This window comes from Ignavibacteria bacterium, from assembly GCA_025612375.1.
Lineage (GTDB): Bacteria > Bacteroidota > Ignavibacteria > Ignavibacteriales > SURF-24 > JAAXKN01.
This window is the reverse complement of sequence record JAAXKN010000005.1, coordinates 25,437-44,049: the sequence shown is the minus strand read 5'-3', so window position 1 is coordinate 44,049 and position 18,613 is coordinate 25,437. Positions and strand designations below refer to the sequence as shown.

Below are 18,613 nucleotides of genomic sequence, written 5' to 3'. Positions count from 1 at the left end.
AGAAGTTCAGGACGTGATGGGGCTGGTGAGGCTAGTCGAAATCCAGCCCATCTCCATACGACTCGTAAAACCTGCCCTTTAAGCCCATGATAAGAAACTCAAAGAATAGAACTATTACAGGGATGAATGTGAGGGCCATTGCCATGTACTCAAGTATATTCGGCCCCCATGCCCCGTCTGTAATTGTCCCGATTGCATAAACTATAGCCGAATACATCATAACGCTCAGGTTCAGAAGCCCCACAATAAGGCGCCACCTGGAATTTGCAAAATACCCCCAGACGAAGACCAGTGTGAGAACAATATTAAGTGCGTCCATTATTCCCATTGCAATAAGGAAGTTGCCCGCCTGCCAGTGCCACCCGTCTGCAGGAGGGGAGGCGGGGAAGACAAAAATCTTATACTGGATAAGCAATTGTGCCGCCCTTAGCAGGAATGTTAAATGTGCCATCTGAAATACTGCGTACCAGATTACGAGGAACCTTATAAAACTACTGTTGAGATTTTTCATACCTAATTTATTGCTGTTACAAAAGCTGTCATACGCACCTGTTACAGTAAAGAAAAAAAGAATTTGATAAAACGAAAGGCGTAAAGACGGGTCCGATGTCCGAAGTCCCGGGTCCCGGAAAAAGAGGAACTATCGGGAAAATATTCGGGTTTGGATTATCGAAATAATTCCTTATTTTTTATCGTATTTTTGTTAAATTTGACAAAAGTAAAAAAATAAACCGGACAATATGGGTTACAAGAAACAATTTCTGCTTTTATTTCTGCTCATTGTTGTATGCGGAATTCTTTTTTATTCTACATACAGCGACGTAAAGCGGGCAACAATAGATCAGTTTGATTATGAGCAGACTATCCATGCCAGGCAGGCTGCTACAGGAATCCGGACTTTCTTTAGCCATTATAAAGATATGCTCGATTATTTCTCCGCTCAGGATGAAATCGTCAACATGAACCAAAGCGGCAAAGAGCTGCTTACGCATTTTTATCTGAGCCACTCCCATGAAATAAAAGCCGTAACCCGCATCGATTCATCCGGCAAAGTACTTTTTACAGTCCCATACAATAAAAATCTTATCGGGCGCAATATATCATACCAGGAACATGTAAGAAGATTTCTGGACAAGCGTAAAAATGTACTGAGCGACGTTTTTGATGCCGTTCAGGGCTATAAGTGCGTGGCATATTATGAACCCATATTCGAAAACGGAAAATTCAAAGGCGGAATTGCTGCCCTGGTGCCCTTTGATAATTTAAGCAGAAATTATCTGAAGGATATAAAAGTTCGCCAGAGCGGTACGGCTTGGATCGTAAGCCACGAGGGAACGATTCTCTACGGTTCTGCTGCGGAAAATAACTTCAAGCCGGTTTCTGAAGTTTTCAAGGAATCCCCTTCCGCGCTTTCGATGATAGGAAAGATCTTAAGCGGAAAAGAGGGGGCGGATGATTATTACTACAGCCCCGGCAAAGGCGGTAACAAGGAGGTGCTTATGCGCTCTTATTACCTGCCGGTTCATATAGCCGACCAGTTCTGGTCGATAATAGTTTCAACACCCGAAAAGGAAGTGCTCGCAACTATGAGCGGCTTCATTATAAAATGGCTCATCGTTGTAATTCTTCTCTTTAGCGGCATTCTGGTTTATGTGAATTATGCCATTAAAGCAAAGGCAATCATAAAGGAAGAAAAAAGGCGCAGAATTGCCGAGAAGGCACTGAAGGACTCCGAGAAAAAGTTCAGAACACTTGTTGAACTTTCTCCTGATGCCATTACGCTCCTGGATATGGATTCAAAAATACTGGCCTGTAACCAGCAGGCAGCACGTATGCTGGGTTATAATGCGGCATATGAGCTTATTGGAAAGAATTCACTCGACATGGTGGTCCCCGGTGACAGGCCTGAAGTAGAAAGAAAGATGAAGCAGCTTTTAAGAGAAGGAAGCCTCAGAAATGTTGAATCGAGATTTCAGCGCACGGACGGGCAGGAGTTTCCCGTTGAATTCAGCCTTGGGCTTGTCTACGATTCAAGCGGAAGGCCAATCTCTTTTACAACGGTCGCACGCGACATTACAGGCCGCAAGCAGGCCGAAGAGGAACTCCTTCTTGCCAAGGAAAAAGCTGAAAAGTCAGATAAGCTGAAATCGGAATTCCTTGCCCAGATGTCGCACGAGATCCGCAGCCCAATAAATTCCATACTAAGCTTCTCAAGCCTCCTGGAAGAGGAGCTGGACGGTAAAATGCCCGAGGACCTTGAAACCAGCTTCTCCATCATTAGAAATGCGGGGAAAAGGATTATCAGAACGGTCGATCTCATTCTTAACATGTCTGAAATTCAGACGGGGACCTATGAGCTGCTGCCGAAGAAGTTTGATCTTATGAAAGATATACTTGAAAAGCTGCACATGGAATTCTGCCATCAGGCAAAGGAGAAAGGAATTGAGCTTACGCTTGAGAATAAAACCGGCAAAGCCGATGTAAGGGTTTTTGCTGATGAGTACACGGTAGGACAGGTCTTCAACAACCTGGTCAACAACGCCGTTAAGTATACCGAGCAGGGTAAAATAAGCGTTATCGTTGAAAAGAATGAAAAGGATGACCTGGTAGTCAGCATCCGCGATACAGGAATTGGGATTTCGGAAGAGTACCTGCCGAATCTTTTCAAGCCTTTTTCACAGGAGGAGCAGGGCTACACTAGAAAATACGAGGGCAACGGCCTCGGCCTGGCACTGGTCAAAAAGTACTGCGAAATGAATAACCTTTCAATTGAAGTGGACAGCAAAAAGGGTGTGGGCTCGGTATTCAGGGTAGATTTTAACTAGGAAAAGCCATTAATACGTTTTTATTCCGGATATTTTGCTTTAATTAATTCTTGTATTTATTATTAAAAGCGTATATATTCATTATATACATCCTGAGCATTTGCGACATGTTAAAGATTACGAAATCGACCGAATTTGACTGGGATATCGGGAACTGGGATAAAAACTACTACAAACATAATGTTACTAGAACAGAGGCGGAGGAAGTGTTTTTTAATCGTCCAATTTTGCTTAGTACTGACAAAAAACATTCTACTACAACCGAGAGACGATACCTGGCGCTTGGTAAAACTAATAGGGAAAGGAAATTATTTATTTCATTTACTGAAAGAGAAAACATGGTGAGAATCATATCTGTCAGAGATATGACTCCCAATGAAAGACAACGTTATGAAGAGCATGAAAAGAAAAGAACGCAAACTTAAGGAAATTCCAGCCTTCAGGAATGAAGATGAGGAAAGAGAATTCTGGGCGGAAAATGACAGCACCGATTATATCGATTGGGATCAGGCAGAGGAAGCTGTATTTCCCAACCTGAAACCTTCAACACAAACTATTTCTATAAGACTGCCTGTTTCTCTTTTGGATGATTTAAGATCCATGGCCCATCAGCTGGACGTTCCATATCAGTCCTTAATAAAAGTAATGCTGGATGAGTCTGTGAAGCATAGATTTAATAAAACCCGTAAATCATCCAGAGGCAGAATAGCAGAATAAGATTAGGGAATTTAATATACAAAGGCATGGCTGAATGAATTACAATCAGCCATGCCTTTTTGTTTTTTAAAGGATGGGTTATAACTTAAATATTTTGAATCTGTCCTTAGGCGTCATTGAAATTCCGCACCTGTTCGGGGCGGGGCCGTCGTAAGTGTTGCCGCAGGTTGTGCATACGGCATAAGTGCCTGAAAGCGAGCTTTCCTTGCCTGCCTCAAGCTGTTCAAGAGCGTTTTTATACATCTCCTTGTGCTTCTTTTCTGTAAGGTACGCATAGTTAAGCGATATCTTTTCAATATTCTCATTGGCGGCTTTTATAAAATCAGGATACATTGTTGTTACTTCGTATGTCTCGCCGTTGATTGCATCCTGCAGGTTTTCCTTTGTGGATTTAACTTCAAACTTCGGGGTTATTTTTCCTACCGACTGCCCTAATTCTGAAAGAGCCGATTTATGATTGTTTGCATGGGTTGCCTCCGAGAAAGAGGCGGCTTCAAATAACAGCGCGATCTGAGGATGACCTTCTTCTCTGGCTTTCTTTGCATAGGCTGCGTACTTGGCGCTAGCTGTGGATTCCCCTTCAAAAGCAGCCTTCAGGTTTTCAATTTTTAATGCCAGGGCATTATTTGGCTTTGCGGCGTAAGTAATGGAAGCGGCGAACATCATGGCAATTAAGATAATGAAAGATCTTCTGAACATAGTTTTTCTCCTTTTGTTATTAGTGATTACTTAATAATTATACCAGTTTTCCTAAAAAGGAGGTTAATGGATTCTTAAAAATTGCTTAAAATCTTCAGGCGTGTCTAATCATTAAAATAGATGGAAAAAGTGGTGCCATTGCCGGGTTTACTTTCTACTCTGAGGCGGAGCTTCTGCAGGTCGGCCAGTTTTTTAACTATTGCAAGGCCAAGCCCGCTTCCGCTGATCCTGGAGCTGCGCGATTCATCTATACGGTAGAACCGGTCGAAGATCTTTTCAATTTCCTCTTCTTCCATGCCGATACCGCAATCCTGAATTGTGCAGACGGCCTTTCCGTTATCGGTCTTCAGCGTTATGTTTATTGACGTATCCATTCCCGAATATTTTACCGAGTTTGAAATTATGTTGTCCAGTATTATCTCCAGCATCGCCTCGTCAGCGCTGGCATAAACAGGGGCTTCGCTGTCAAAACTGAGTGAGATCCTTTTGGCGTTTATACCGTGCTGCATTCTTAAAATTGTGTGCTCAATAATTCCTGCAATATCTATCTTCTGCATCTTAGGCTCTGTTTTGCCGCTTTCATATCGCGCCAGCATAAGGAGCTGGTCTACAAGGTTCGACATGCGGTTAACCTCATCAATGCAGTATTTAATTTTTGTCTCGTACTGCTCAGTGCTGCGGGGTTTCCTCACCAAAACCTCCAGCGTTCCTTTTAATACTGCCAGAGGCGTCCTTAGCTCATGTGAGGCGTCTGAGGTAAACTGCTTTTCCCGCAGGACCGCATCCTGCAGGCGGTCCAGAAGATCATTTATTGTATATGTCAGTGTGTAAAGCTCATCCTTGTGCACCGGGAGTTCAATTCTCTTATCAATGTTTTCCTTTGTAATCTTCTCTGCCGTTGAAATTACTGTGTCTATTGGAGCCATGCTCTTGCCTGCAATAAACTTTGTTATGAAATATAAAAGTATAAGTACAAGCGGAATTGCCACGGCTAAAACGTTGCGAAGGTTTCTTAGTACAAGAGCCGACTCTTCAAGTGGGATTGCAATAATAAGGTATCCAAGCGTCAGGCCCGAAGGGTTCTCAATCGGCATCTGAAGCTGCCTTATGGGGGCTCCTGAAAGCCTGGCGTCAAAAAACTTTTTTGTTTTAATTGAGGGATCGAATTTAAGGCTTCCGTAGAGCAGGTTGCCGGTTTTCTTTGTGAGGTTCCCATTCCTGTCAACGATCTCAACAAAGGTGGGGTTTACCTCTATCTGGCGGTGCTCTTTTTCCATCCACTCTTCTGAATTCGTAATTACAAAGCGGTCGTTTAAGATTACAAGATTCCTGTGGACTTCAATTGATTCTGCCTCGAGATCTGAATCCAGGTGGTTAAAGACAGTATTATACACCACAACGTAAATGGTTGCAAAAAGCAGTGTAATCAGGACAGCCGTAGCGATCATGAAGAAGAGGGCTATCCTGTTTTTTATGCTTAAATTATTCTTCACGTGCAATATAGCCCGAGCCCCTTACGGTGTGAATAAAACTTTTGCCGCTTCCATTATCCAGCTTTTTTCTCAGGAAGTTAATATACACGTCTATAACTGAAGTATCGGCTTCAAAGTGAATATCCCATACGTGCTCAATTATCCGGGTCCTGGTGCACACCTTCCCTTTGTTTCTGAGCAGGAATTCAAGAAGTGCAAATTCCTTCTGCGTTAAAATTACTTCCCTGGAGCCCTGGAAAACCTGGTGCGTATCAAGGTTAAGTTCCACTCCTCCGAGCCTCAGGATTGAATGCTCCTCAGAGCCTGATCTTAACTGCACTCTTATTCTGGCCAGCAGCTCCTCGAAGGCAAAGGGTTTCCTTATATAATCATTAGCACCGCTTTCGAGCCCGAAGACCGCGTCCTGTGCGGTATCTTTTGCAGTAAGAAAAATTATGGGAGTATCATTTTTCTCTTTGCGGAGCTGCCGGCAGAGTTCAATTCCGCTGATCCCCGGGAGCATCCAGTCCAGGAGTATTAAATCGTAATCGTTTACTTCAGCCATCTGCAGGCCCGAGCGCCCTTCGGGAGCCAGGTCCACCGCGAAGGCTTCTTCTTCAAGTCCATCCTTTAAGAATTCGGCAATTCCTTTTTCATCCTCAACAACCAGAACCCTCATATATTTCCCGCTCCGGAATAGTTCAATAGTGTTATTCTTTTTCGGAATCCCCCGCACCGGAATCAAGGCCAAGATTAAACTGGACTCCTGCTGCATGGCGGAACACCAGGTCCCCCCCGTAGTAGCCGGTTCTTGCTATTGCCAGCACGCCAAGTAAAAAGAGAAATACAACGGCATACTTAAATCCGCCTTCATATTTCTTTGCAATTACGAGGGCAATCCTTACAACAGCAGTTATTATCATGAGCCAGAGGGCCAGTTCTGCCGCCCCTTCATGCGTTTCAAGAGCCTGCTTAAGCGATCCCGCCTCGCTTATTCCGCCCCCGGCATAAGAGCCGGTAAAAAAGGCCGCAACGACGCCAAGCGTACCAAGTATCAGCAAGTAGAAGCCCGCGGTGCTGAAGAATTCTTTCTTTACAAACAGGCTGACTGCATCAAATAAAAATCCGACTATCAGAAGTGCAATAGGGAAGTGCACTATCATCGGGTGCAGGTGTGACGTATCAAACATTTTATCCTCCTTTAATGTGTTTTAATTTAAGGTAGAAATGATTTCTTAAATATCTCTAAGGAGAATCTTAAAATTTGATTAAAAATCGTGCCCGCTGCATCAGCCCGCTTCAGATAAAAGATAGCGCATAAGGGTATAAATATCAAATTCCACGGCGGAGATAATTTCAATCCTGTTATGAATATTGTGCTTATAATTAAAAATTAATACTCTTTACCGGGATTAATTCCCCTGATTTTCATATTTTTGCAAATAATTGCATACCTGAAATCGCGCTCACAAAATTTATTCTCTTTTTATGCATAAATGTGCGCCTAATAGGTATAATTATGTATAATAATGCATAATTAATTTGACAATTCTGCATAAAGGCCATATTTTTATGTATATGAAAATCAGACACTTACATATTACCGGATCAGAGTACTCTTGCAGCAAACACTCCTGCATCCGTCTTCTACGACGACCTATCAGGGCCTAGCACACAGGCTTCACCGGTTCATTCTAACGTTTAATCTATTTACATATTTACTTTTTATTTTCAGGAGAACAGATCCTTAATGATTTCTATTGGAATTATTGGCGGCAGCGGCTATGCAGGAAAAAAATTAGTTGAGATTTTATCTCTGCACCCTTTTGTGGACAACTTCACCATATACGGAAATTCTACGGCAGGCCAGAGCCTTTATTCCGTTTTCCCCGACCTTTACGGCAAGACGCCCGACAGCGTTATCCTCCCGGCGGAAAACGTCTCTTATGACCACGACCTTTATTTCCTGGCCCTCCCGCACGGGGAAGCACTGAAGTATGTGCCTGAGCTGATTGCAAAGAATAAAAAGATAATTGACATAGGCGGCGACTACAGGCTCGATACAGCTGAACTTTATGAGAAGTGGTATAAGCTTAAACACACTTCACCCAACCTCCTGAAGGAAAAACTTTACGGACTTGCAGATTTCATCGGCGATGAATATAAAGGCGTAAGTTTAGTTGCAAACCCGGGATGCTATCCCACTGCAACACTGCTTTCGCTGCTTCCCCTTGCTTCAAAGTTCGGCGGGGATATTCTCTCTGCCAGCACAATTGCATACTCAGGCACAAGCGGGGCAGGCAAGTCGGCAAAAACAGAAATGCTAATGTCTGAGATGGACGGCAACGTCAGGGCATATAACGTCAACGGCCACCGCCACCAGCCGGAAGTGCTGCAGATGCTGAACAAAAACGGTTTTAATTCACCGTATTCATTTACAACGCATCTTCTTCCAGCGGCAACAGGAATTTATGCCACTTCCTCAGTTCATCTGAAAAAGGATATTTCTGAAAAAGACGTGTTAAGTGAATACAAAAATATATACGGCAATTCAAATTTTGTAAGACTTCGCAACGTTCCGCCGAACCTCAGCTGGGTGGTGGGAACAAATTTCTGCGATATCAATGTGTCGGTTTCAAACAGGGTTGTTGTCGTTACTTCAACTATCGACAACCTCGTAAAAGGCGCTGCCGGACAGGCAGTACAGAACATGAACAAATTATTCAATTTTGACGAAAGACTGGGGATATTACACACGGGAGAAAAAAATGTATCAATTTATTGAAAACGGAACTGTAACAACCGTTAAGGGCTTTAAGGCAGCAGGCATCCACTGCGGAATCAAAAAAAGAAAGAAGGATCTTGCTCTAATATATTCGGAACTTCCATGCTCGGCAGCCGGAACATTTACAATCAACAAGGTTAAAGCCGCGCCGCTTCTTATTTCTAAAAAAGCCATCGGCGGCAAAAAACCGGTAAAGGCCGTTCTGGTCAACTCCGGAAATGCAAACGCATGCACCGGCGATGAAGGCCATGAGGATGCAAAGATTACACAGAAGCACTGCGCTGAACTCCTGGGCATCAAACCTTCAGAAGTCCTTATAAGCTCAACCGGCGTCATAGGAAAAAGACTTCCTATGGATACATACCTTGCAGGAATTGACAAGATTGTACCCCATCTTTCTGAAGAAGGCGGGCTCGATGCGGCTCAGGCAATTATGACAACCGACAAGAAAATGAAATCCTATGCCCTCAGGGTCAAGCTTGAAGGAGGATCGGTTAAGATCGGCGCCATTTGCAAGGGCAGCGGAATGATCATGCCGAATATGGCAACAATGCTCGGATTTATTACAACCGATGCAAAGGTAAGCCAGGCACTACTGCAGAAGATGCTTAAGAAATCAGTTCAGAATTCTTTCAATAAGATCTCTGTTGACGGCGAGACCTCCACAAACGATATGGTAGTCATACTTGCCAACGGTCACTCGGAACTTAGCATTAAGGCAGGCTCAAAGAATGAAGCCCTCTTTCAGGAAGCTCTCGATGCTCTCACAAAAAAAATGGCAAAGGCAATTGTCTCCGACGGCGAAGGCGCAACAAAGCTCGTTACAATTAACGTAACAGGCGCAAAAACAGAAAAGGACGCGGACCTTATAGGTAAGTCGGTTGCAAATTCATCGCTCGTTAAAACAGCAATTTACGGCCGCGACGCCAACTGGGGACGCATTATGTCGGCTGCCGGAATGAGCGGCGCAAAGCTCGACCCCTCAAAGGTGAGCATCAGCTTCGATAAGGTGCCGGTACTTCTTCCGGGCTACAAGATCGTACTCGATGAGGAGAAAGCCCTGGAAGTTCTCTCAAAAGATGAATTTGAAATAAACATCAGTCTTGACTCCGGAAAGAAGGCAGCCACTTGGTGGACATGCGACTTTACAGAAGAATACATTAAAATAAATGCTGATTACAGGACATAAGGAGAGGAGAAAATGAAGATAGCTGTATTGAAGATAAGCGGAAAGGCATTAAATGAAGTGCTTACCGATGATGCCTGGGTCAACTCAATTAAGTCGCTGCAGAAAAGCTACGGCGGCGTGGTAATAGTGCACGGTGCAGGAAGAACAATTTCAGAATGGTCAAGCGCACTGGGCCTCGAGGTTAAATTCCATAACGGGCAGAGGGTTACCTCCGCCGGCATTATGGAAGTGGTTGCTGCCGTTCAGGCAGGCGTTCTGAATGCCAAGATCGTAAGCCGACTTATTACTGCTGACATTAATGCCGTGGGACTTACAGGAATTGACAGAAACACTTTTGTTGCAGAAAACGTGAACAAGGACCTGGGATTTGTTGGCGTACCCCGCCAGGTAAATTCAACTGGCTGGATTGAAGAGCTCCTGAACAAGAACATTGTCCCGGTTTTCTCCAGCGTGTGCCGCGACTTTGAAGGCAACCTGATGAACGTTAACGCAGACTTCTTTACAGAAATTCTTGCCGAGTCGCTTAAGGCCGATTCAGTATTCTTTGTTTCGGATGTGCAGGGCGTAAAGCTCGGCGGCTCTTTTCAGCATTTGATAGATGAAGGTAAAATTGCCGAAGGAATTAATAGCGGCGAAATAACAGATGGTATGATCCCAAAGCTCAACAGCTGCGTGGAATTATTAAACAAAGGAATTAATAAAATCTGGATTGGATCAAAGAATCCCGAGGAGATGACAAATGAGAACAACAGCACTAAGGGCGGTAGCGGAACCTGGGTCGTCCAGCATTCAGCCTGAAAATATTGCACAGGAAATACAGAATAAAGAAAATAAACCGGCAGGCACAAAAGCCTTAATGCAGAACTATTCACGCTATAGCGTGGAATTTGCAAAAGGCAGCGGCGCTTACCTCTGGGATACCAATGGAAAAAAGTACCTCGATTTCTTAAGCGGAATTGCAGTTACAGGCTTCGGCCACAACCACCCTGTAATTAAAAGAGCAGTTGAAAACCAGCTTAACAATCTGTGGCATGTATCAAACTTATTTGAGGCTTCAGGACAGGAATCACTTGCTTCAAAACTGGCGGAAAAGTCGGGCCTTTCAAGCGTGTTTTTCTGCAACTCAGGAACCGAGGCAAACGAGGCCGCAATAAAATTTGCAAGAAAGTGGGGTAAAGGAAGAAGCCACATCATAACCGCCGTCGGAGGATTCCACGGAAGAACAATGGGAAGCATGTCGGCTACAGGACAGTACAAGGTGTGGGATGGATTTCAGCCCCTTACACCGGGCTTCAGCTACCTCCCCTTCGGCGACAGCAGTGTGCTTGAAGACGCATACGACAGGAACCTCGTGGCTGTAATGGTTGAACCGATTCAGGGTGAAAGCGGCATTATAGTTCCCCCGAAAGGCTACCTAAAAGCCCTCAGGGAATTCTGTGACAGGCACGACCTTCTGCTCATATTCGATGAGGTGCAGACTGGCATGGGAAGAACCGGCAAATTCTTTGCACACCAGTGGGAAGAGTTAAAGCCCGACATCATTACGGTTGCAAAAGGCATCGCCAACGGCATTCCGCTTGGAGCCGCAATCTGCTCTGAGAAAGTTGCAAAAGAGATCACCCCGGGATGCCACGGCTCAACGTTCGGAGGCAACCCGCTGGCAGTTGCGGCAGCAAACGCTGTTGTTGACATGCTGGACAGTGAAACGCTCTTAAAGAATGAACGCCTGGGCAATATGCTCATGAATGCCATTGAATCGCTGAACCTGGAGTCCATAAAAACCATACGCGGCAAAGGCCTTTTAATAGGGCTTGAGCTCACCGAAGGATGCTCGGCAAAGCAGGCCGCTAAGAAGCTCCTCGAAAAAGGAGTCATCGTCGGCACCTCAGGCGACACGGTAATAAGAGTGCTTCCTCCTTTTGTTATTTCAATGGAGGAGATTGTGGCATTTACGCAGGCGCTTAATGAAGTGCTGAACGAAAATTAAATAAATATCTTAACTGGTAGAATATATGTCTGCAAAACTTAAAAGACAGAACAGAATAAAAGAAATATTAAACAACAAATTCATCTCCAATCACGAGGACATGCTGAAGATCCTTGAAAAGGAGGAGGTGCACATAACACAGGCCACCTTAAGCCGTGACTTTGCGGAGCTCGGTGTTATACGTACCTTTACAGATACCGGCACCCGTTACGTCCTTAACCTTTATGAATCGGGCAAGCAGATTGCGCGCCTGATAGGATTTGAGATACTGAATGTTGAGAATAACGAATCCATGATCGTTATCCGCACGCTTGCCGGAAGGGCACAGGGTGTGGCGCATTATATAGACCGTCTGAACCGTGTTGAGATACTGGGTACTGTCGGAGGTGACGATACGGTAATTGTAATTCCAAATTCACACAAAAATGTAGATAAAGTTGTTGCACTGATAAAGAATATGATGATGCAGCAGCCGGACTTTAAACTTAAATAGGGAGAATAGATCAATTGGCTAAGAAGAAAATTGTAGTAGCGTATTCAGGAGGATTAGATACTTCCGTAATGGTTAAATGGCTGAATGATAAATATGATGCCGAGATAATTACAGCAACTGGAAACCTGGGCCAGCGTTCGGAACTGGAAGGCCTGGAAGAAAAAGCCTTGAAGACCGGTGCGGTAAAGGCTGTTATAAAGGACTTAAGAGAAGAATTTCTTACAGAATACGTATGGAAGGCTCTGAAAGCAGGCGCTCTTTACGAAGGTGTTTACCCTATGGCATGCGCAATAGGCCGCCCGCTTCTGGCAAAGATGCTCGTTGAAATTGCTCAGCAGGAAGGCGCCGATGCAGTCTCCCACGGCTGCACAGGAAAAGGAAACGACCAGGTGAGAATGGAAGTGGGAGTTCAGACACTCCTGCCGGGAATTGAAATTATTGCCCCGCTTCGCGAATGGGAATTCAAAAGCCGCGAAGAGGAAATTGACTATGCAGTAAAGCACAATATACCGGTTAAGGTTACAAAATCATCACCTTACTCAATTGATGAAAACCTCTTCGGTATAGCAATTGAATGCGGCGTTCTTGAAGATCCTACGGTTGCACCGCCTGAAGATGCATACCAGCTGACAACAAGCCCCAAGAATGCTCCTTCGGAGGCTGAGGCTGTAACAATTACTTTTGAAAAAGGTGTTCCGGTAGCAATAAACGGCGTAAAGCTTGGCGCAATTGAACTTGTTGAAAAGCTCAACGTCTTAGGCGGAAAACACGGCGTAGGCAGAATGGACCAGATTGAAAACCGCGTCGTCGGCATCAAGTCGCGCGAGATCTATGAAGCCCCTGCAGCAATAATACTCCACAAGGCTCACGCTGAGCTCGAAAAGCTTATACTTGACAAGGAAACATTCAGGTACAAGCAGGACGTTTCAAACAAGGTTGCTAACCTGATCTATGACGGCCTCTGGTTCAGCCCGCTTTTTGACGCCCTCATGGCATTTGTTGATTCAACACAGGAAAACCTCTCAGGCGATGTAACGGTTGAACTCTACAAGGGCGGTACAAAGGTCCTTTCAAGAAGCTCAAAATACAGCCTCTACAGCGTTGAACTGGCAACATATACAGACGAAGATCAGTTTGATCACAAGGCAAGCGGCGGCTTCATGAAGATCTACGGCCTTCCGTACAAGACCATAACACAGGTCAAACAGTCAGCCGAAAAGAAGGAAGTTGCCTGATGCTCTGGGGCGGAAGATTTAAAGACAAGCTGGATAGTGCAGCAATGAAGTTCTCCAGTTCTCTTTCCTTCGATAAGACGCTGGCGCTGGAGGACATTCAGGGAAGCAAAGCCCACGCTCAGATGCTCTGCGCGATAGGTATACTTACTGAAGCTGAATATAATCAGATTACAAACGGGCTTGATCTCATTGAGGCAGAATGGACTGCAGGCACCTGGAAGCCCGATGAAGATATCTTTGAGGATATTCATTCGGCAATTGAAGCCAGGCTTGGAGAAGTTATAGGCACGGCTGCCGGAAAGCTCCACACCGGGCGCAGCAGGAACGATCAGATTGCTACGGCAATGAGGCTCTGGGTTAAGAAAGCATGCAGTGAGGTCTTAAGTGACATAAAGCTCTTCCAGCGCTCACTTGTTGAAATTGCTTCCGCCCATACCAGGACACTTATTCCGGGCTATACGCATCTTCAGAGGGCTCAGCCTATATCCTTTGCATTCCACCTGCTTGCCTACGTGGAAATGCTGGAACGGGATAAAAGCCGCTTTGAATTTGCTTTGGAAGAGGCAAATAAGATGCCGCTCGGATCGGGCGCTCTGGCAGGCTCTACACTTCCTTTGGACAGAAATCTTACTGCAAGGCTCCTCCAGTTTGAGGAGCCCTGCAGAAACGCTCTTGATGCGGTCTCGGACAGGGATTTCCTGCTGGACTTTCTTAATGCCTGCTCAACGGGAATGATGCATCTAAGCCGCCTTTCCGAGGAGATTGTGCTCTGGTCAACCGCGGAATGGAAGTTCATCAGGCTTTCGGATAAGTATTCAACCGGTTCATCTTTAATGCCGCAGAAGAAAAATCCCGATATGGCTGAACTCACCCGGGGCAAGACAGGCAGGGTATTTGGAAACCAGACTTCGCTTCTTACGACGATGAAAGGGCTGCCTTTAAGCTATAACCGCGACATGCAGGAAGACAAGGAGCCTGTTTTTGATTCCTTTGAGACCTATCTGAACAGCCTTCTTTTGGGAAGAATGATGGTTGAGACGATGGAAGTAAATACAGGCAGGTTTACCGAAGAGTTAAAGGGCGATTTTTCGCTTGCAACGGATCTTGCCGACTGGCTTGTATTAAAAGGGATTCCCTTCCGTGAGGCTCATAAAATTGTAGGGCATCTTGTAGCGTATGCAGAAGGTAAGGGCGTCAACTTCAGCAGTATAACGCTTGAGGAGATGAAAGGGATAAATCCCGTTTTTGACTCCTCGGCAGTGGAATGCCTGAATATTTCTTCGGCGCTCGAGCGGAAGAAAACCTACGGCTCGCCCAATCCTGATATGGTTACCAATCAGATAGATCTATGGAAGAAAAAATTAGCAGGGTAATTAAAAATTACCTTTAATATAGATCCATCAATGCCCGCCCCAGGCGGGCATTGATGTTTTAAATACAATATGACTACCCCCGATCCTTCGTTCGGAATCTGGGGCTAAAGCCCCGGGGGTGTGTCTGGGGTCATTAAACCCCGACCTTTTAGGTCGGGGTACCCGGAAATTCCCCTCTCTCCCATTTGGGGCTTCAGCCCCCGATTATCCGTTCGGGAACTTGTCTCCCCGGCTAATTAAACACGATTTTGTCTTTATGACTAGCCCCTAGCTTCAGCTAGGGGTATCGGATAATCATAAATGAAATCAATTAACCGGAAAAATATAAAACAATTAGTGCTAAAAATAGAAAAGGCGGAACCTGTTGGTGATCCCGCCTTTTTTTTCGCTTATTCTTCTTTAATGAAAGAATTTCATTATACTCCGGCCACTCTTTTCTTGTATTCTGCAAGAGCTTCTGTGAGCCTGTCTTTTGCAGTTGTGTCGCCTGGAACGTTGTGTGAAGGATGAATGTAGAGCTTAACACCGCGGTCAGCCAGAATTTCAGCTACAGTTGTAATTGTCATCCATACGGCTGTTACAAATGCCAGTGTGGAAATAGGTCCGATCTTATCCTGATGGTTCTTCAATGGAACTGAAGCATCTTCAATCGGAGCGCATGAATCAACTACGATGTCAGCGATATCAAATATGGTTTTGCCTGATGAGTGTCTTGTCTTCTTGCCCTTTGCAGCTGCAGCTGAACCGAATACAATTACCTTCATGCCGCGTTTTTTAGCTTCAAGTGCAATGTCGATATTGACGTTGTTGATTCCTGAGTGTGAGAATATCCACATGCAGTCGTCAGAATGGAAGTTGTAGCTTTTCATGATTTCAACACCATAGCCTTCAACTCTCTCTAAGAATACGAACTGATGGACGCCCATTTCGCCTACAATATGTGTGAAGAATCCAAGGGGAAGTTCAACCATAGGATGAAATCCTACGAACCCGCCGATCCTGGGGTACATTTCCTGAATTGGAATTGTAGCGTGACCGCATCCGAATGTATGGACCCAATGACCCTTTTCTATTGTGTCGGCCATGGCTTCTGCAGCCTTTCTGATGTTTTCCATCTGAGTCGATTCAATATTATCCATCACGCCTCTTGCGTTATCTAACCACTGCTTTGCTAACGACATTTCTTATCTCCTGATATACTTTGATTATTTATATTGTTGTGAAAAAAATCCAGCTTAATCTTTCTGAACTACAATCGAAATTTATCTGATTGCATAAAAAATCGGCAGGAATAATTTTCTTTAAAAAACTTATTGACATTTTCTACTTAAATAATTAAAACTTTTTCATCGCCAGGTTCCCGGCCCCTATAAGGCCTGCATTCGAGCCCAGCTGAGAGCCTACGATCTTAACCTGCTTCATAAAAAGGGGCTGTGCCCATTTTGCAGTCTCCTGCTTTATCTCTTCCAGGAACTGCTGCGCCGGTCCGAAGACGGAGCCTCCGAAGATTATCATCTCGGGATTAAAAAGGCTGATCAGGTTGGCTGCGGCAATGCCCCAGTATTTCTGGCTCTGATGGAGGACTTTCCTGGCAATTGAATCCTTGAGGCGGTATGCTTCAAATATGTCGTGCAGTGTAATCTGGCGCGGGTCCTTCTGCGCAAGCACGCCTGAGGAATCCTTTTTCTTTTCGAGCTGCGTCCTTACAGAATTCAGTATGCCGTTGCCGCTGGCGTGGAATTCGAAGCTTCCGCGGAGCTTATAGTCAGGCACAAATGAATCGTTAAGAGCAAGCCAGCCCGCGGCGCCCACGCCGTCGTTAAAACCGTGGAGCACGTTGCCGTCTACAAGTATCCCGGCGCCGATGCCTTTACCAATAGAAAGGTAAATGGCGTTTCTGGACTTCTGTGCGGCCCCCAGCCACATTTCGCCTAAAATATAACACGTCCTGTTGTTTGCAATTTTTACGTTAACGCCATGCTCGATAAGAAAGAACTTCATTTCCTGCTTAAGGGGATATTCCTCCCACCCTTCTATGTTGGGCGCCCAGACGCAGCCTGTTTTTGAATTATATATGCCGGGGACAGAAATGCCTGCTGATTTTATCTGTATCGGCTTGTTCTTGTAAAGATTTAATATTTTTGTTATCTGGCCTTTGATGAGGCGGCTTACTTCCGCTCCCTTCAGACCCTCAATACTAAGAGATTCTTTGAACAGGACTTTGCCGGAGTTTCCTAAAGCCGCACTGGTAAGACCCGTAGACACCAGATCGATTGCAATTACAGCCAATTTATCTCCTGATTAGTTTTAATTATTTATGGCAAAAATAAGCGCTTAAACCTTAAAAAAGGCAAGGGAAAATTAACATTTATTTCACTAACTTGTTCAGTCTAAAATTAGTATATTCTTTAACCTGTTAATAAAACCGGCGGCAGAATGAAAAGAGGAAAACTTTCACTTCACGTTAAAATTTTTATCGGGTTAGCGGTTGGCCTCCTGGCTGGACTCCTGTGCAATATTTTCTTCAACGGCAGCCCCGAAATTCAGTGGATCGTTTCAAATGTCTCATATCCTTTGGGACAGGTTTTCTTAAGACTGATCTTTATGATCATTATTCCTCTCATATTTACTGCAATTGTCCTTGGCGTGGCAGATTTCAGCGACGTGCATAAAATTGGGCGCGTCGGCGTTAAATCGCTTTTCTTTACGGTCATCATAACGGCGCTTTCAGTCCTTATCGGAATTTCCCTGGTAAACCTTGTACGGCCGGGTGCGGGGATCTCAGGCACAAGCCGCGACCTTCTAATGCAGACACTGAACAATAACCAGGCTGTCTCGGGCATTGTCACCTCTGCACGGGAATCCAAAACTTTCCTCCAGATACTTGTGGATATAATACCCCGGAACCCGTTCGTGGAAATTGTAAGCGCATTCGACCCTAATTACCAGGGCGGGGGACTTTTATCCATCATGTTCTTTGCCCTCATCTTCGGCATCGCCATGACGCGCTGCCGTCCGGAACGCATGGAGTACCTGACAAAAACGATGCAGGGCGTCTACGACGTCGTAATGAAAATAATTGATTTTGCAATGAAGCTTGCGCCCTACGGCGTGGCGGCGCTCATATTTTCAACCGCCTCACAGCTGGGCTTCCAGATAATATCAATGCTCTTAAAGTATGTGCTCGTAGTAATGGGGGCTCTTACAATCCACCTCCTCTTTACCTATGGTTTCATAATTAAATATGCCGCCAAGAAAAGCCCGGTGCATTTCTTTAAGAATATAACGGAAGTCCTGGTCACCGCCTTCTCCACCAGCTCTTCAAACGCCACGCTTCCAACCTCAATCCGTGTAGCAATTGGCAAGCTGAAGCTGGATAAAGACATTACAAACTTTGTCTTAACCGTGGGCTCCACGGCAAACCAGAACGGGACGGCACTTTATGAGGGGATTACGGTGCTTTTCCTGGCACAGTTCTACGGAATTGACTTAGGCCTCGGGCAGCAACTCATGGTGGTGCTCCTGTCCATCCTGGCCGGCGTCGGTACGGCAGGAGTGCCGGGCGGGTCACTTCCTATGGTTGTAATGGTTCTTCAGACAATAGGCGTCCCGGCAGAGGGAATAGGCATAATCCTGGGCGTGGACCGCCTGCTTGACATGTCGCGCACAGTGGTTAATGTAACCGGCGACATTGTGCTTGCCAGCTGGGTGGATACAACAGAGAAAGGGTATGCCGCTGAGGCTTCACAAAGCGGCGCCTCCGGCAGCTAGTTTGCCCTTTGCATAAATAAAGGATTTATTTATTTTTATACATGAATAACACATCCCGGGATAAGAA

18 protein-coding genes are annotated in these 18,613 nt (G+C 45.2%); 11 read left to right on the top strand and 7 right to left on the bottom strand.

Features of this window, described 5'->3' with window-relative positions:
• Positions 1 to 31: 31 nt before the first annotated feature.
• On the bottom strand, positions 32 to 511 hold the full coding sequence (locus HF312_05255) for a hypothetical protein (protein MCU7519603.1): 480 nt from the start codon (positions 509 to 511) through the stop codon (positions 32 to 34).
• A 229-nt stretch (positions 512 to 740) separates the two neighbouring features.
• Between HF312_05255 and HF312_05250 the strand changes: the two genes are divergently transcribed.
• From HF312_05250 to HF312_05240, 3 genes are all read left to right on the top strand, one after another.
• Entirely contained in the window at positions 741 to 2,825 is a 2,085-nt protein-coding gene (locus tag HF312_05250; GenBank protein ID MCU7519602.1) for a PAS domain S-box protein, read from the top strand.
• 107 nt (positions 2,826 to 2,932) lie between these two features.
• Positions 2,933 to 3,250: a BrnT family toxin gene (locus HF312_05245; protein ID MCU7519601.1), complete on the top strand. Its 318-nt coding sequence runs from the start codon at positions 2,933 to 2,935 to the stop codon at positions 3,248 to 3,250.
• Positions 3,225 to 3,542: a hypothetical protein gene (locus HF312_05240; GenBank protein ID MCU7519600.1), complete on the top strand. Its 318-nt coding sequence runs from the start codon at positions 3,225 to 3,227 to the stop codon at positions 3,540 to 3,542. The genes HF312_05245 and HF312_05240 overlap by 26 nt, the downstream gene beginning before the upstream one ends.
• A 78-nt stretch (positions 3,543 to 3,620) precedes the next feature.
• On the opposite strand, the gene HF312_05235 is transcribed toward HF312_05240, so the two are convergent.
• The 4 genes from HF312_05235 to HF312_05220 all read right to left on the bottom strand — a co-directional run bounded on the left by HF312_05235 (position 3,621) and on the right by HF312_05220 (position 6,903).
• A complete protein-coding gene (locus HF312_05235; GenBank protein ID MCU7519599.1) occupies positions 3,621 to 4,205 on the bottom strand; it encodes a rubrerythrin family protein in 585 nt (194 codons plus the stop codon).
• A gap of 140 nt (positions 4,206 to 4,345) precedes the next feature.
• On the bottom strand, positions 4,346 to 5,734 hold the full coding sequence (locus HF312_05230) for a HAMP domain-containing histidine kinase (protein ID MCU7519598.1): 1,389 nt from the start codon (positions 5,732 to 5,734) through the stop codon (positions 4,346 to 4,348).
• Complete coding sequence (locus tag HF312_05225) at positions 5,724 to 6,392, bottom strand: response regulator transcription factor (GenBank protein MCU7519597.1); 669 nt, start codon at positions 6,390 to 6,392, stop codon at positions 5,724 to 5,726. Before HF312_05225 ends, HF312_05230 begins: the two co-directional genes overlap by 11 nt.
• A gap of 31 nt (positions 6,393 to 6,423) precedes the next feature.
• Positions 6,424 to 6,903 (bottom strand): DUF2231 domain-containing protein, encoded by a 480-nt coding sequence (locus HF312_05220; protein MCU7519596.1) that lies wholly within the window; start codon positions 6,901 to 6,903, stop codon positions 6,424 to 6,426.
• A gap of 560 nt (positions 6,904 to 7,463) precedes the next feature.
• Here HF312_05220 and argC point away from each other — a divergent pair.
• From argC to argH, 7 genes are read left to right on the top strand one after another with little or no spacing between them, the layout of a single operon-like run.
• Complete coding sequence (argC, locus tag HF312_05215; GenBank protein MCU7519595.1) at positions 7,464 to 8,498, top strand: N-acetyl-gamma-glutamyl-phosphate reductase; 1,035 nt, start codon at positions 7,464 to 7,466, stop codon at positions 8,496 to 8,498.
• Positions 8,482 to 9,687: a bifunctional glutamate N-acetyltransferase/amino-acid acetyltransferase ArgJ gene (argJ, locus tag HF312_05210; protein MCU7519594.1), complete on the top strand. Its 1,206-nt coding sequence runs from the start codon at positions 8,482 to 8,484 to the stop codon at positions 9,685 to 9,687. The genes argC and argJ overlap by 17 nt, the downstream gene beginning before the upstream one ends.
• Positions 9,688 to 9,699: 12 nt before the next feature.
• The gene (gene argB / locus HF312_05205) at positions 9,700 to 10,485 is read left to right on the top strand and encodes an acetylglutamate kinase (protein ID MCU7519593.1); all 786 of its coding nucleotides are present in this window, start codon (positions 9,700 to 9,702) and stop codon (positions 10,483 to 10,485) included.
• Positions 10,427 to 11,674 (top strand): acetylornithine transaminase, encoded by a 1,248-nt coding sequence (locus HF312_05200; GenBank protein MCU7519592.1) that lies wholly within the window; start codon positions 10,427 to 10,429, stop codon positions 11,672 to 11,674. Before argB ends, HF312_05200 begins: the two co-directional genes overlap by 59 nt.
• Positions 11,675 to 11,699: 25 nt before the next feature.
• Positions 11,700 to 12,167, top strand: a complete 468-nt coding sequence (locus HF312_05195; protein MCU7519591.1) for an arginine repressor — start codon at positions 11,700 to 11,702, stop codon at positions 12,165 to 12,167.
• 14 nt (positions 12,168 to 12,181) lie between these two features.
• Positions 12,182 to 13,402 (top strand): argininosuccinate synthase, encoded by a 1,221-nt coding sequence (locus HF312_05190; GenBank protein ID MCU7519590.1) that lies wholly within the window; start codon positions 12,182 to 12,184, stop codon positions 13,400 to 13,402.
• Positions 13,402 to 14,775, top strand: coding sequence for an argininosuccinate lyase (argH, locus tag HF312_05185; GenBank protein ID MCU7519589.1), 1,374 nt, complete (start codon positions 13,402 to 13,404; stop codon positions 14,773 to 14,775). Before HF312_05190 ends, argH begins: the two co-directional genes overlap by 1 nt.
• A 416-nt stretch (positions 14,776 to 15,191) precedes the next feature.
• Here the strand turns inward: argH and HF312_05180 are convergent, their stop codons facing one another.
• Positions 15,192 to 15,956, bottom strand: coding sequence for a sugar isomerase domain-containing protein (locus HF312_05180; protein MCU7519588.1), 765 nt, complete (start codon positions 15,954 to 15,956; stop codon positions 15,192 to 15,194).
• Positions 15,957 to 16,110: 154 nt separating this feature from the next.
• Positions 16,111 to 17,064, bottom strand: coding sequence for an ROK family protein (locus HF312_05175; GenBank protein MCU7519587.1), 954 nt, complete (start codon positions 17,062 to 17,064; stop codon positions 16,111 to 16,113).
• Positions 17,065 to 17,211: 147 nt separating this feature from the next.
• On the opposite strand from HF312_05175, the gene HF312_05170 reads away from it, so the two are divergent.
• The gene (locus HF312_05170; protein ID MCU7519586.1) at positions 17,212 to 18,546 is read left to right on the top strand and encodes a dicarboxylate/amino acid:cation symporter; all 1,335 of its coding nucleotides are present in this window, start codon (positions 17,212 to 17,214) and stop codon (positions 18,544 to 18,546) included.
• Positions 18,547 to 18,613 lie beyond the last annotated feature (67 nt).

Bases quoted from the DNA above. Each gene is read 5' to 3' on its own strand.
- HF312_05255 (MCU7519603.1), bottom strand. From the start codon at position 511: ATGAAAAATCTCAACAGTAGTTTTATAAGGTTCCTCGTAATCTGGTAC.
- HF312_05250 (MCU7519602.1), top strand. From the start codon at position 741: ATGGGTTACAAGAAACAATTTCTGCTTTTATTTCTGCTCATTGTTGTA.
- HF312_05245 (MCU7519601.1), top strand. From the start codon at position 2,933: ATGTTAAAGATTACGAAATCGACCGAATTTGACTGGGATATCGGGAAC.
- HF312_05240 (MCU7519600.1), top strand. From the start codon at position 3,225: ATGAAAAGAAAAGAACGCAAACTTAAGGAAATTCCAGCCTTCAGGAAT.
- HF312_05235 (MCU7519599.1), bottom strand. From the start codon at position 4,205: ATGTTCGCCGCTTCCATTACTTACGCCGCAAAGCCAAATAATGCCCTG.
- HF312_05225 (MCU7519597.1), bottom strand. From the start codon at position 6,392: ATGAGGGTTCTGGTTGTTGAGGATGAAAAAGGAATTGCCGAATTCTTA.
- HF312_05220 (MCU7519596.1), bottom strand. From the start codon at position 6,903: ATGTTTGATACGTCACACCTGCACCCGATGATAGTGCACTTCCCTATT.
- argC (MCU7519595.1), top strand. From the start codon at position 7,464: ATGATTTCTATTGGAATTATTGGCGGCAGCGGCTATGCAGGAAAAAAA.
- argJ (MCU7519594.1), top strand. From the start codon at position 8,482: ATGTATCAATTTATTGAAAACGGAACTGTAACAACCGTTAAGGGCTTT.
- argB (MCU7519593.1), top strand. From the start codon at position 9,700: ATGAAGATAGCTGTATTGAAGATAAGCGGAAAGGCATTAAATGAAGTG.
- HF312_05200 (MCU7519592.1), top strand. From the start codon at position 10,427: ATGAGAACAACAGCACTAAGGGCGGTAGCGGAACCTGGGTCGTCCAGC.
- HF312_05195 (MCU7519591.1), top strand. From the start codon at position 11,700: ATGTCTGCAAAACTTAAAAGACAGAACAGAATAAAAGAAATATTAAAC.
- argH (MCU7519589.1), top strand. From the start codon at position 13,402: ATGCTCTGGGGCGGAAGATTTAAAGACAAGCTGGATAGTGCAGCAATG.
- HF312_05180 (MCU7519588.1), bottom strand. From the start codon at position 15,956: ATGTCGTTAGCAAAGCAGTGGTTAGATAACGCAAGAGGCGTGATGGAT.
- HF312_05170 (MCU7519586.1), top strand. From the start codon at position 17,212: ATGAAAAGAGGAAAACTTTCACTTCACGTTAAAATTTTTATCGGGTTA.